The following is a 12846-nucleotide window of genomic DNA, read 5'->3' on the forward strand; positions in this document are numbered from 1 at the left end:
GTTAGCTGTTCACCCGGCCGAGGTAGTCGCTGGTGCGGGTGTCGACCTTGATCTTCTCGCCGGTGGTGATGAAGAGCGGGACCTGGATCTGGTAGCCGGTCTCCAGGATGGCGGGCTTGGTGCCACCGGTGGAGCGGTCGCCCTGGACGCCCGGCTCGGTCTCCTGGATGGTCAGCTCGACGGCCGCGGGCAGCTCGACGAAGAGCACCTCGCCCTCGTGCGTGGCGACGGTGGCGGTGAAGCCCTCGATCAGGAAGTTGGCGGCGTCGCCGACGGCCTTCCGGTCGATCATGAGCTGGTCGTAGGTCTCCATGTCCATGAAGACGAAGTACTCGCCATCCATGTACGAGAACTGCATGTCGCGCTTGTCGACGGTGGCCGTCTCGACCTTGACGCCGGCGTTGAAGGTCTTGTCGACAACCTTGCCGGACAGCACGTTCTTCAGCTTGGTGCGCACGAAGGCCGGGCCCTTGCCGGGCTTGACGTGCTGGAACTCGACGACGGACCAGAGCTGGCCGCCTTCGAGCTTGAGCACCAGGCCGTTCTTGAGGTCGTTCGTGGAAGCCACGGTTGCGGAATCTCCTGGACTGACGTACGACCCCGGGTCACGCGCTACAGCGCGAGCAGCTCCTTGGTCGTGATGGTGAGTAGCTCGGGTCCGCCGTCCGCCTCGGGGCGTACGACGAGCGTGTCATCGATCCGGACACCGCCCCGGCCCGGGAGGTGGACCCCCGGTTCGACGGTGACCGGCACGCAAGCGTCCAGTTTACCCATGGACGCGGGCGCCAACTGCGGGTCCTCGTCGATTTCGAGTCCCACACCGTGTCCGGTCAGCGGTGGCAGGGCCTCCGCATAGCCTGCGGAGTCCAGTACGTGGCGTGCCGCGCGGTCCACGTCACGGTAGGCCGCGCCCGGTGCCAGGGACTCGCGTCCGGCGCGCTGGGCGGCGAAGACGAGGTCGTACAGCTCGATCTGCCAGTCGGCTGGCGAGGTGCCGATGACGAAGGTGCGGCCGATCTCGCAGCGGTAGCCGCGGTAGGCCGCGCCCAGGCACACGGTGAGGAAATCGCCCTCCTCCACCCGCCGGTCGGTGGGGCGGTGAGCGGGGCGGCCGGAGTTCGGCCCCGTGGCGACGGAGGTGGCGAAGGCTGGTCCGTCGGCGCCGTGGTCGACCAGGCGGCGCTCCAGCTCCAGCGCCAGGTGCCGCTCGGTGCGGCCGACCAGGATCGACTCCAGCAGCTCGCCGAGTGCCTGGTCGGCGATCTCGGCGCCGATGCGGAGGCAGGAGATCTCCTCCTCGTCCTTGACCACCCGGAGCTGCTCCACGGCTCCGCCGAGGTCGCCGAGGCGCAGACCGGGGGCGACGGAGGCGACGGCTCTGTGCCGGGTGACCGTGAGGTGGTGTTCCTCGACGGCCATGGAGTCGGCGCCCTGGGCCACCGCCAGGTCCGCTGCCGCGACCGCGGCGTCGCCGCCGGCACCGGCGCCGGCGCCGTTCGGCGGGAGGACGAGCAGGCGCAGGTTCTCGTCCGGCCGGCCTTCGTAGGGACGGTCCTCGGGCGGGCCCGTGCAGACGAGGAGGTCCTCGCGCTTGCCGAGCAGCAGTGCGGAGCCCCGTGGGGCCGCGGCGGCGAGATAGCGCACGTTGGCCGGGCGGGTGACGAGCGCTGCCGTGGTGCCGGCCGCGCTGACGTGGTCTCTCAGCCGGGATCGGCGGGTCGCGTACACCTCTGACATGAGATGAGCGTAGGAGTTTTGTGGCGGTTATGCCGATTCGTGGGGGCCGAGTGGGGTGGAGGGGTGGTGCCGTGGTGTGCCGGGGGCGGGTGCGCGGGGCCGGTCGCGCCCGCGCCGCGCAGCCGCATGCCGAGACGGCCCCCGCACGCCTTGGGCGGGGCCCCTCACCCCGTGCTCACCAGGTCGGAGGGCTTGCTATCGCTCTCGCCAGCACCTCGTCCAGGACCCTGGCCGTGGCGGGGACGTCCAGCTGGGAGTTGTCGATGATCGGCAGGCCCGAGCCGTACCAGCCGGCCATCCGGCCGTGGATGCGGGCCACCTCCTCGTCGGTGAGGCGGCGGTTGCCGGTGCGTTCGGCGTTGCGGTCCAGGACGATGTCCAGGCCCGGCAGGAGGACGACCGGGAGCAGACCGGGGCCCACATGACGCTTCCAGCCGCCGAGGCCGACCACCGGGCGGTCCGGGAAGACGGCGTCGTCCAAAATGCAGGAGATGCCGTTGGCGAGGAAGTTGCGGGCGGCGAACCCGCAGGTGCGACGGGCCAGGCGGTACTGGGCCTCGGAGTTGTCGTTCCACCCCGACTGGGGGTCGGCGAAGCCCGAGCGGACCCATTCGCGTACGTCGTCCAGGCTGATGTGCGCGGTGGGCACGCGGCGGTGCTCCGCCCAGTATTTGGCGACGCTGGTCTTGCCCGCACCGGCCGGGCCGATCAGCAGGACGGCCAGGGTGGTGGTCACAGGATCGGGGACCGCGGCGGGAGCGGGGGGCGCCGTCGGCACGCCGACCGGGCCGCCGGGCGGCAGCGGTACATGGCCGGTGGTGTCGGGGGCGGGCGGGGCGACGGCGGGCTGCGGGGCAGGGGGCTGGGCGACGGGAGGCTGGGGCGCGGGGGATCGCGGCGGCGCCGGCGGGACGGCGCCGGTCGGCGGCGGGAAGCCCGGTGGCGGGGACACGGGGGCGGGCCCCTGGGCGGCACCCGGGTGGGGGCCCGGGTGGTGCGCGGCCGACGCCCAGCCGGCGTGCGGCACCTGCCCCGGCCGGTGGGGCGGCGGCAGCGGAGACCCCACTGCGTGCTGCATCCGTTGCCACTCCGTCTCGTCGTCTTCGGCTCGTTCGCCTCCGGGGCGCCGCGGTATTCCGATGTGCGGCTACCGCCGCCCGGCGGTGTCGACAGCCCGATCGTGCTCAGCCCTTCGGGCCTCCGCGCCCCCCCATGGCCTCCCGACACCGACGCGCCGCTCCGGCTCACTCGCGCGAGCAGTTCGTGCAGGCAGCGGAGCGGACCCCGCTGCCTACCGAACGGTACCGTCCCCCGCCGTCATTTGGTGAAACGGTCGGGGGCAGCCTGAAGTGCCCGTTCCGCAAAGGAAGTCGAGGTCAGGAATCGGGCGGACGGAACAGCCGCGGACTTACTGGCCCACTTCCCCGTACGCGGCGAGCAGGACGGCCGGGTCCGGTCCCTCCAGGACGGTCGGCTTGGCCAGGCCGTCGAGGACGATGAAGCGGAGCAGGTCGCCCCGGGACTTCTTGTCGATCTTCATCGTCTCCAGCAGCTTGGGCCACTGGTCGTAGCGGTAGTGCAGCGGGAGACCGACCGATTCGAGCACCGTACGGTGGCGGTCCGCCGTCGCGTCGTCCAACCGGCCCGCCAGCCGGCCCAGTTCGGCGGCGAAGTGCATGCCGACCGCGACCGCGGCGCCGTGCCGCCACTTGTAGCGCTCGTTCTGCTCGATGGCGTGGCCGAGCGTGTGGCCGTAGTTGAGGATCTCGCGCAGGCCCGACTCCTTCAGGTCCGACGAGACGACCTCCGCCTTCACCCGGATCGAGCGCTCGATCAGCTCGGCCGTGTGCGGACCCTGGGGGGTCCGCGCGGCCTCGGGGTCGGACTCGATCAGCTCCAGGATCACCGGGTCGGCGATGAAGCCGGCCTTGATGACCTCGGCGAGCCCGGAGACGTAGTCGTTGACCGGCAGGGAGTCCAGCGCGGCCAGGTCGCACAGGACGCCGGCCGGCGGGTGGAAGGCGCCGACGAGGTTCTTGCCCTCGGCGGTGTTGATGCCGGTCTTGCCGCCGACCGCCGCGTCCACCATGGCGAGCACGGTGGTCGGGACGGCGATCCAGCGCACGCCGCGCAGCCAGGTCGCGGCGACGAAACCGGCGAGGTCGGTGGTCGCGCCGCCGCCCACACCGACGACGGCGTCGGTGCGGGTGAACCCCGACTGGCCGAGCGCCTTCCAGCAGTAGGCGGCGACCTCGGCGGTCTTGGCCTCCTCGGCGTTCGGCACCTGGATGGCGATGGCCTCGTAACCCTGATCGGCCAGATCGGCCCGGAGCGCGTCACCGGTCTCGGCGAGCGCCTCCGGGTGGATCACGGCGACCCGCTTGGTCCTCGGACCGATCAACCCGGTCAGCTCGCCCAACAGTTGCCGGCCGATCAGCACCTCGTAGGGGTCGGTTCCCGCCGTACCGGCGACCTGGATCCGGGTGACTGCCTCGCTCATGCTTCCTTCAGCTCCAGTGCGTCAAGGGCGGCTTGGGTGACCTCTTCGGGGGTACGGCCGTCCGTCGCGACGACGGCCGTGGCGACCTCCTCGTACAGGTGCCGCCTGGCCTCCATCAGCTCGCGCCACTGCTTGCGCGGGTTGACCGCGAGAAGCGGCCGGGCCACGTTCAGCCCGGTGCGCTTGGCGGCCTCCTCCACGTCCATCGAGAGGTAGACCACCCGGCGCCCGGCGAGCAGGGCGCGCGTGTCGGGGTCCAGGACGGAGCCGCCGCCGAGCGCGAGGACGCCGTCGTGCTCGGCGAGCGCGCTGTGCACGGCCCTCTTCTCGATCGCCCGGAAGACGGGCTCGCCCTCGTCGACGAAGATCTCGGCGATGGTGCGGCCCTGGGCTGCGACGATGTCGTCGTCGGTGTCCCGGTAGCCGACCCCGAGCCGCTCGGCGAGCAGCCGGCCGACGGTGGACTTGCCGACACCCATCGGGCCGACCACGACGACCGCGGTCACGGCGTTCACCGGATCTGCAGGTTGTCGAGGTACGACCGCACGTTGCGGCGGGTCTCGGGCACGGAGTCGCCGCCGAACTTCTCCGCGACCGCGTCCGCGAGGACCAGCGCGACCATCGCCTCGGCGACGATGCCGGCGGCCGGCACGGCGGAGACGTCGGAGCGCTGGTGGTGGGCCTGGGTGGCCTCGCCGGTGGTCACGTCGACCGTCTTCAGGGCGCGCGGCACGGTCGCGATCGGCTTCATCGCGGCCCGCACCCGCAGCAGCTCACCCGTGGTCAGGCCGCCTTCGGTGCCGCCGGCGCGGCCGGAGACGCGCCGGATGCCCTCCGGCGTGTTGACGATCTCGTCGTGCGCCTGGGAGCCGGGCACCCGCGCCAGTTCGAAGCCGTCACCGATCTCGACGCCCTTGATCGCCTGGATGCCCATCAGGGCACCGGCGAGCCGGGCGTCCAGCTTGCGGTCCCAGTGCACGTGCGAGCCGAGGCCGACCGGAACGCCGTACGCCAGCACCTCGACGACGCCGCCGAGCGTGTCGCCGTCCTTGTGGGCCTGGTCGACCTCCGCGACCATCGCCTTCGACGCGTCCGCGTCCAGGCAGCGCAGCGGGTCGGCGTCCAGCTTGTCCACGTCGGCCGGCGTCGGGTACACACCCTGCGGAGCCTTCACGGAGCACAGCTCGACGACGTGCGAGACGATCTCGATGCCGGCCGTCTCCTTCAGGTACGACCGGGCGACGGCGCCCAGCGCCACCCGCGCCGCGGTCTCCCGCGCCGACGCGCGCTCCAGGATCGGCCGGGCCTCGTCGAAGCCGTACTTCTGCATGCCCGCCAGGTCGGCGTGACCGGGACGCGGCCGGGTCAGCGGGGCGTTGCGGGCAAGACCGGCGAGGATCTCGGGATCCACCGGGTCGGCGGCCATGACTTGGTCCCACTTGGGCCACTCGGTGTTGCCCACCATGATCGCCACCGGGGAGCCGAGGGTCAGTCCGTGCCGGACACCGCCGAGGAAGGTGACCTCGTCGCGCTCGAACTTCATGCGCGCACCGCGGCCATAACCGAGCCGCCGCCGCGCCAGATGGTCGGCGACCATCTCCGTCGTGATCGGCACGCCGGCGGGAAGACCCTCCAGCGTCGCGACAAGTGCGGGACCGTGGGACTCCCCCGCGGTCAGCCAACGCAGCCTGCTCAACGATGCTCCTCAGTGCTCGCGCCCTGGTACTACTGCCCTGCGTACGCGCGTCCTCGCGTACGGCGACGGCCCGACCGGGTGCGCGGCCCCGGTCCGCCACCTCCGATCCTCCCACGTCCGGGCCCCGAACCCGGCCGCCGGTCCAGTAGACGGACGCGGATATGTCAGGTCAGCGTTCGGCGAGCGCCTTCCCGCCGGCCCGGCGCATGGCGTCCAGCGGCGCCGGGGAGCGGCCGGTCATCTGCTCGACCTGGAGGACTGCCTGGTGCACCAGCAGATCCAGGCCGCTGACCACGGCACCGCCGAACATGGACCAGCGGGCCGCCAGCTCGGTGGGCCAGGGGTCGTAGAGGACGTCGAACAGGGCGGCGGGGCGCTCGGGTACGGCGGCGGCGAGGGCGTCGGTCGTACCGGCCGGCGTGGTGGCGATCACCAGTGGGGCGTCCAGCGCCTTTGCGGCGTCCGACCAGTCCGCCGTACGCACCTCCACGTCGAGCCGTTCGCCCCACCGGCGCATCTCGGCGGCGCGGGCCTCGCTGCGGACATAGGCGACGACCTCGCCGGTGCAGATCCGGGCGAGGGCACCGAGCGCGGAGGAGGCGGTGGCACCGGCGCCGAGGATCGCGGCGGAGTCGACCTGTTCGATGCCGTGCTCGCGCAGCGCGGCCACTATGCCCGGAATGTCGGTGTTGTCGCCGAGGCGACGGCCGTCCTCCGTGAAGACGACGGTGTTGACCGCGTCGACGGACGCGGCCGTCTCGCTGATCTCGTCCAGCAGGGGGATGACCGCCCGCTTCAGCGGCATGGTCAGCGACAGCCCCGCCCACTGCGGTCCGACCGTCTCCAAGAAGCCGGGCAGTGCGGCCTCGTCCACCTCGAAGCGGTCGTACGACCACTCGGTGAGCCCGAGGGCGTCGTACGCGGCCCGGTGCAGCACCGGCGAGAGGGAGTGGGCGATGGGCTTGCCGAGGACGGCTGCCCGGCGGGCGTCAGTTGCCCGAGTTGGCATTGAACTTTTCCTTGAGCTGCTGGAATTCGGCATTGGTCTTGGCGAATTCGGTGTCGTTCACACCGTCGGTCGCCACGAAATACATCCAGCCGTCGTGGGTCGGATTCAGTGCCGCCTTCAGCGCGTCCTCGCCGGGATTGCCGATCGGACCGGGCGGAAGTCCCTTGTGGGTGTAGGTGTTGTACGGGTTGCGGTTTCCATTGATCTCCTTCTCGGAGATATGGATGTTGCTCGTGCCCTTGAGGTAGTTGTACGTCGAGTCGAACTGCAGCAGCTGGTTCGTCTCGTGGTTCGTGGGTTTGAGACGGTTGTAGACCACTTCCGCCATCTTGCGGAAGTCGTCGTGCGTCTTGCCCTCCGCCTGCACCAGGCTCGCGACGATGACCAGCTGGAACGCATTGTTCAGGCCCAGCGCCTGCGCCTTCGCGGTGAGACCGTAGGAGTCGTACTTGGACTTGGCCTCCGCGACCATCTGCTTCAGGACGCTGTCCGGCTTCATGCCCTTGGCGGCCGGATAGGTGCCCGGGAAGAGGAAACCCTCGAGCGGGTCCTTGACCTCGCCGGTGTTCTGCGCCCAGGCCGGCACGCCGAAGGTCTTGTATTCCTTCTGAGCCGTCTTCTGGGTGGTGCCGTCGGCGAGTTCGAGTTTCTTGTCGATCGCCTCGTAGACGCCCACATTCCGCTCGCCCGGAGTCACCACGACATTGTTCTGGCTCTTCGGATCCAGCATCATCTTCACCGCGCTGGCGGCCGACATCTGTTTCCTGAGGAGGTACGCACCGGCCTGGATGCTGTTGCCGCCCTGGGTGTCGTTCTGCGCGTGCACGAAAGCCTCGGCGCTCTTGACGACACCGGCTTCCTTGAGACGGTTGCCGATGTCCCAGCCGCCCGCGCCCTTGGGGATCTCGACCGTCACCGCCTCGCCGGTGCCGCTGCCCGCGTAGTCCGGGGCCGGGGCGAAACGATTTTGGTAGAACTGGTAGCCGAAGTATCCGGCTCCGGCGAGGCCGCCGCCGAAGACCAGCACGACCACCATGCAGGCACAGCCTGTGCGCCCCTTCTTGCCCTTCTTGCCGGACTTCGTCCCCTTGCCGCGTCGGTCACGACGGCTCTGGAGTTCATACGCCTCGTCGTCGTCATCGCCGCCGCCGCCCGTGAAGAAGGGGTGCTGCTCCTCCTCGTCGGGCGCGAACTCCGGTTCCGGTTCCGCCTCGGGGCGTCGGCGGCCGGGGGGCTGCGGCGGTGGGTAGGCGTCCTCGGTGCCGTAGTGGTCGGGCTGCTCCCCGCCGTAGGCGCCGGGCTGCTGGCCGTAGGGGTCGCCAGGGTCGGGAGCGTAGGGCACCTGGCCGTGCGGGCCGGCCGCGTTCCAGGCGCCGGGCTGCTGGTACTGCTGCTGGGGGGCGTGGCCGGCGTACTGCTCACGGCCCTGTTCGTCGTAGTACGGATACTGCCCCTGGCCGTACCCGGACTGCTGACCCTGGGGCCAGTCGCCGTACTGCGGCTGCTGGGGATAGTGCGGCTGCGGGCCGCCCTGGGGGGACTGCTGACCGCCGTAAGGGGACTGCTGACCGCCGTGGGTCTGCTGCCCTCCCCATCCGCCGTCCCCGTACAACGGGTCCTCCGGATGCCACGGTTCGGGGTGTGGGCCCCGGCCATACTCAGTCATCGATCCCCTAGAGCCGCGAGGCCGAGCGGTCGCCGACCGGTGGGCCCGCTTCCGTTCCGCCTCTTGCTGTGCGCCGACTGTTCGAACACCGGCGCATCGCGCGGAACGTTACCGTATCGCGATCAGATGACCACTTCGACGCCCTCGCCGGGTGCTTTACCTGACACCCGTTCGGATTCCAGGGCCTGCTGGAGGATGATCACAGCGGCTGCCTGGTCGATGACGGCCCGCCCCTTCTTCGATTTCACCCCCGAGGCGCGCAGTCCCTGACTGGCCGTCACGGTCGTCATCCGCTCGTCCACCAGGCGCACCGGCACCGGTTTGATGCCGTTCGCCAACTCCTGGGCGAAGGCACGGACCTTGACCGCTGCCGGGCCCTCGCCCCCCTTGAGGGAGCGAGGGAGGCCGACGACGACCTCGATCGGTTCGTACTCCTCCACCAGTTGACGCAACCGGCGGTGGGCGGCGGGGATGTCCCGGCCGGGGACGGTCTCCACCGGGGTGGCGAGGATGCCGTCGGGGTCGCACGAGGCGACCCCGATCCGGGCGTCCCCGACGTCGATGGAGAGTCGACGTCCTCTACGCATTTTCCGACCGTTTCCTTACTCGTCGGTCACTTGGCGGTGTCGGCGACAAGGCGCTCGACGGCTTCGACGGCCTCGCCGACGGCGGCCGGGTTCTGGCCGCCGCCCTGGGCCACGTCCGGCTTGCCGCCACCGCCGCCGCCGAGGGTCTTGGCGGCGGTACGGACCAGGTCACCGGCCTTGAGGCCGCGCTCACGGGCGGCCTCGTTGGTGGCGATGACGGTCAGCGGCTTGCCGCCCATGACCGTGAAAAGGGCCACAACCGCGGCCCGGCCGCCCTGGATGCGACCGCGCACGTCGAGAACGAGCTTGCGCAGGTCGTCGGGGGTGGTGCCGTCCGGGACCCGGCCGGTGACGACGGCCACACCGCGCACGTCCTTGGCGGACTCGGCGAGACCGGCGGCGGCCTGCAGCACCTTCTCGGCGCGGAACTTCTCGATCTCCTTCTCGGCGTCCTTCAGCTTGCCGAGCATCGAGGAGACCTTCTCCGGCAGCTCCTCCGGGCGGCCCTTGAGCAGCTCGGTCAGCTGGTTGACGACCGTGTGCTCACGGGCGAGGAAGTTGTAGGCGTCCACGCCGACCAGGGCCTCGATACGACGGACACCCGAGCCGATGGAGGACTCGCCGAGCAGCTTCACCAGGCCCAGCTGGGCGGTGTTGTGCACGTGCGTGCCGCCGCACAGCTCCTTGGAGAAGTCGCCGATGGTCACGACACGGACCCGCTCGCCGTACTTCTCGCCGAACTCGGCGATGGCGCCCTGCTTCTTGGCCTCGTCGATGCCCATGACCTCGGCGTGCACGTCCAGGTCGCGGGCGAGCACCTCGTTGATCTTCTGCTCGACGTCGGTCATCACGGCCGTCGGCACGGCGGACGGCGAACCGAAGTCGAAGCGGAAGCGGCCGGGCTGGTTCTCGGAACCGGCCTGGGCGGCCGTCGGGCCGAGGGCGTCGCGCAGGGCCTGGTGGGTGAGGTGCGTGGCCGAGTGGGCGCGGGCGATGGCCTTGCGGCGGCGGGCGTCGATCGAGGCGTGGGCCTTGGCGCCGACGGTCACCTCGCCGACCTGGACGACGCCCTTGTGGACGTACACCCCCGGGACCGGCTTCTGGCAGTCGCGGATCTCGATGACGGCACCGGAGTCGACCTTGATCCGGCCGGTGTCGCCGATCTGGCCGCCGCCCTCGGCGTAGAACGGGGTGCGGTCGAGGACGATCTCGACCTCGTCGCCCTCGGCGGCGGCGGGGGACGAGGCGCCGTCGACCAGGATGCCGACGATCGTGGACTCGCCCTCGGTGTCGCCGTAGCCGATGAAGTCGGTCTCGCCGACCTTGTCGGCGATCTCCCGGTAGGCACCGGCACCGGCGTGCCCGGTCTTCTTGGCCTGGGCGTCGGCCTTGGCGCGCTCCCGCTGCTCCTTCATCAGGCGGCGGAAGCCGTCCTCGTCCACGGACAGGCCCTGCTCGGCGGCCATCTCCAGGGTGAGGTCGATCGGGAAGCCCCAGGTGTCGTGGAGCAGGAAGGCCTTGTCGCCGGAGAGGACCGTGCCACCGGACTGCTTGGTCTCGGTGACGGCGGTGTCGAGGATGTTGGTGCCGGCCTTCAGCGTCTTGAGGAAGGCGTTCTCCTCGGCGACGGCGACCTTCTCGATGCGCTCGCGGTCGGTGAGCAGCTCGGGGTACTGCTGGCCCATCATCCGGATCACGGTGTCGATCAGGTCGAGGACGACCGGGCCGGTGGCGCCCAGCAGGCGCATGTTGCGGATGGCGCGGCGCATGATGCGGCGCAGGACGTAGCCGCGGCCCTCGTTGCCCGGCGTGACGCCGTCGCCGATGAGCATCACGGACGTACGCATGTGGTCGGTGACCACGCGCAGGGAGACGTCCGAGTCGTGGGCCTCGCCGTAGCGGACGCCGGTCAGCTCGGTGGCCTTGTCGATGACGGCCATGGAGGTGTCGATCTCGTACATGTTCTGCACGCCCTGCAGAATCATGGCGAGCCGCTCGAGCCCCAGACCGGTGTCGATGTTCTTGCTCGGCAGCTCTCCGAGGATCTCGAAGTTGTCCTTGCCGATGCCCTCGCCGCGCTCGAACTGCATGAAGACGAGGTTCCAGATCTCCACGTACCGCTCGTCGTTGACGGCGGGGCCGCCCTCGACGCCGAACTCGGGGCCGCGGTCGTAGTTGATCTCGGAACAGGGGCCGCACGGGCCGGGCACGCCCATGGACCAGTAGTTGTCCTTCATGCCGAGGCGCTGGATGCGCTCCTTGGGCACGCCGACGACCTCGTGCCAGATGCGCTCGGCCTCGTCGTCGTCCTTGTAGACGGTGATCCACAGGCGCTCGGGGTCGAGGCCGTAACCGCCCTTGTCCTGGGCGCTGGTGAGCAGCTCCCAGGCGTGCTTGATGGCGCCTTCCTTGAAGTAGTCGCCGAAGGAGAAGTTGCCGCACATCTGGAAGAACGTGCCGTGGCGGGTGGTCTTGCCGACCTCTTCGATGTCGGGCGTGCGCACGCACTTCTGCACGCTGGTGGCGCGCGGGAACGGCGGCTTGACCTCGCCCAGGAAGTAGGGCTTGAAGGGCACCATGCCGGCGGGGACGAGGAGCAGAGTCGGGTCGTCCGCGATGAGCGACGCCGAAGGGACGACGGTGTGCCCGCGCTCCTCGAAGAAGCTCAGCCAGCGGCGGCGGATCTCAGCCGACTCCATCAGTGGTCCTCATTCCGGTTGTACGAGTACGTCGGGGCTTCGATGTACTTCGGTGTGCTGCGGTTGGTGCTGTGGTCGTTCTCGATGGCGGTGAAGCGCCGGGGCGCCGGGAGTTCGGGGTTCTCGTGGATCCCGAGGGCCTCCTCCAGCTCGGACTCCCGTTGGGCCATGTTGTCGCGGACGTCGAGGGCGAAGCCCACCGCGCGGTCCTTCAGTCGCTGACCGGTCTCCAGGGCCTTGTTCGCCGCGGTCGCGGCGAGGTTCTCCGGGGTCAGTTGCTTGAGCTTGCGGTTGACCTTGGTGGTGGCCCATACACCGGCGGCGACACCTGTGGTGAACCAGAACGTACGGCGGAACATCGCTCGGTCTCAGTCCCTCTCCCCGCGGCGGTTTCGCTTGCGTCGTGCGGCAGGGATCGTGCGGCCCACGATCACGGTACGCCGGGGCGCCTTCGCGGGCACGTCCTCCTTGCGGCCGCCCAGCGCCCGGCGCACGCCGTAGCCGAAGGCCGCGACCTTGACCAGGGGGCCGCCGAAGGTGGAGGCGACGGTGCTCGACAGCGCGGAGGCGTTCGACGCGACCTCCTGGACGTCGGAGGCGATCGCGTCGACGCGGTCGATCTGGGTCTGCGCGGAACGCACGGTGGCGGAGGCGTCGGCGAGCAACGGGACGGCCTGTTCGGTCACGTCCGCCACCAGCTTGGTGGTCGCCTTGAGCGTCTGGGCCAGCCTCGCGAGAGCCACCGCGAGGAAGGAGACCAGGATCGCCCAGAAGACGGCCACCAGGATCCCGGCCACCTCTCCACCGGACACTGCGCGCACCCGCTCCCTGAAACGTGCCTCACCATTGAAAAAGTCGTGTCCGAGCCTATCGCGCCGGGGCCGGGGCTCCGTACCGGATTACCGGGTGCGCGCGGGCGGAGTTGCGAGAAGCGATTGTACGCATTGAACAC

The 12846-nt window shown here is 70.5% G+C and carries 12 protein-coding genes; all 12 read right to left on the reverse strand.

The annotated features are described in order from the left end of the window. Window position 1: 1 nt before the first annotated feature. The 12 genes from efp to AQI95_RS28330 all read right to left on the reverse strand — a co-directional run bounded on the left by efp (window position 2) and on the right by AQI95_RS28330 (window position 12706). The gene (gene efp, locus AQI95_RS28275; RefSeq protein ID WP_067129803.1) at window positions 2–568 is read right to left on the reverse strand and encodes an elongation factor P; all 567 of its coding nucleotides are present in this window, start codon (window positions 566–568) and stop codon (window positions 2–4) included. Window positions 569–612: 44 nt separating this feature from the next. Then, entirely contained in the window at window positions 613–1737 is a 1125-nt protein-coding gene (locus tag AQI95_RS28280) for an aminopeptidase P family protein (protein WP_067129806.1), read from the reverse strand. 175 nt (window positions 1738–1912) lie between these two features. After that, window positions 1913–2815 carry a Pro-rich N-terminal domain-containing protein gene (locus AQI95_RS28285; RefSeq protein WP_067129809.1) on the reverse strand — a complete coding sequence of 301 codons (903 nt, stop codon included), beginning with the start codon at window positions 2813–2815 and terminating at the stop codon, window positions 1913–1915. 330 nt (window positions 2816–3145) lie between these two features. Beyond that, a complete protein-coding gene (aroB, locus tag AQI95_RS28290; protein WP_067129812.1) occupies window positions 3146–4237 on the reverse strand; it encodes a 3-dehydroquinate synthase in 1092 nt (363 codons plus the stop codon). After that, window positions 4234–4716: a shikimate kinase gene (locus tag AQI95_RS28295; RefSeq protein WP_425264927.1), complete on the reverse strand. Its 483-nt coding sequence runs from the start codon at window positions 4714–4716 to the stop codon at window positions 4234–4236. The genes aroB and AQI95_RS28295 overlap by 4 nt, the downstream gene beginning before the upstream one ends. 32 nt (window positions 4717–4748) lie before the next feature. Continuing rightward, window positions 4749–5933, reverse strand: coding sequence for a chorismate synthase (gene aroC / locus AQI95_RS28300; protein ID WP_067129818.1), 1185 nt, complete (start codon window positions 5931–5933; stop codon window positions 4749–4751). Between the two features lie 169 nt (window positions 5934–6102). Continuing rightward, complete coding sequence (locus tag AQI95_RS28305) at window positions 6103–6942, reverse strand: shikimate dehydrogenase (RefSeq protein ID WP_067129821.1); 840 nt, start codon at window positions 6940–6942, stop codon at window positions 6103–6105. Next, on the reverse strand, window positions 6923–8608 hold the full coding sequence (mltG, locus tag AQI95_RS28310; protein WP_167361969.1) for an endolytic transglycosylase MltG: 1686 nt from the start codon (window positions 8606–8608) through the stop codon (window positions 6923–6925). Before mltG ends, AQI95_RS28305 begins: the two co-directional genes overlap by 20 nt. Before the next feature lie 122 nt (window positions 8609–8730). Next, complete coding sequence (gene ruvX / locus AQI95_RS28315; protein ID WP_067129826.1) at window positions 8731–9195, reverse strand: Holliday junction resolvase RuvX; 465 nt, start codon at window positions 9193–9195, stop codon at window positions 8731–8733. A gap of 26 nt (window positions 9196–9221) precedes the next feature. After that, window positions 9222–11894, reverse strand: a complete 2673-nt coding sequence (alaS, locus tag AQI95_RS28320) for an alanine--tRNA ligase (RefSeq protein ID WP_067129829.1) — start codon at window positions 11892–11894, stop codon at window positions 9222–9224. After that, the gene (locus AQI95_RS28325; RefSeq protein WP_067129832.1) at window positions 11894–12253 is read right to left on the reverse strand and encodes a hypothetical protein; all 360 of its coding nucleotides are present in this window, start codon (window positions 12251–12253) and stop codon (window positions 11894–11896) included. The genes alaS and AQI95_RS28325 overlap by 1 nt, the downstream gene beginning before the upstream one ends. 9 nt (window positions 12254–12262) lie before the next feature. Then, window positions 12263–12706 carry a DUF948 domain-containing protein gene (locus tag AQI95_RS28330; protein ID WP_067129835.1) on the reverse strand — a complete coding sequence of 148 codons (444 nt, stop codon included), beginning with the start codon at window positions 12704–12706 and terminating at the stop codon, window positions 12263–12265. Window positions 12707–12846 lie beyond the last annotated feature (140 nt).

This window comes from Streptomyces yokosukanensis (genome assembly GCF_001514035.1).
Lineage (GTDB): Bacteria > Actinomycetota > Actinomycetes > Streptomycetales > Streptomycetaceae > Streptomyces > Streptomyces yokosukanensis.

Excerpts from the sequence above, each read along its gene's own strand:
- AQI95_RS28280 (WP_067129806.1), bottom strand. The coding sequence starts at position 1,737 with ATGTCAGAGGTGTACGCGACCCGCCGATCCCGGCTGAGAGACCACGTC.
- AQI95_RS28285 (WP_067129809.1), bottom strand. The coding sequence starts at position 2,815 with ATGCAGCACGCAGTGGGGTCTCCGCTGCCGCCGCCCCACCGGCCGGGG.
- aroB (WP_067129812.1), bottom strand. The coding sequence starts at position 4,237 with ATGAGCGAGGCAGTCACCCGGATCCAGGTCGCCGGTACGGCGGGAACC.
- AQI95_RS28295 (WP_425264927.1), bottom strand. The coding sequence starts at position 4,716 with ATGGGTGTCGGCAAGTCCACCGTCGGCCGGCTGCTCGCCGAGCGGCTC.
- AQI95_RS28305 (WP_067129821.1), bottom strand. The coding sequence starts at position 6,942 with ATGCCAACTCGGGCAACTGACGCCCGCCGGGCAGCCGTCCTCGGCAAG.
- mltG (WP_167361969.1), bottom strand. The coding sequence starts at position 8,608 with ATGACTGAGTATGGCCGGGGCCCACACCCCGAACCGTGGCATCCGGAG.
- ruvX (WP_067129826.1), bottom strand. The coding sequence starts at position 9,195 with ATGCGTAGAGGACGTCGACTCTCCATCGACGTCGGGGACGCCCGGATC.
- alaS (WP_067129829.1), bottom strand. The coding sequence starts at position 11,894 with ATGGAGTCGGCTGAGATCCGCCGCCGCTGGCTGAGCTTCTTCGAGGAG.
- AQI95_RS28325 (WP_067129832.1), bottom strand. The coding sequence starts at position 12,253 with ATGTTCCGCCGTACGTTCTGGTTCACCACAGGTGTCGCCGCCGGTGTA.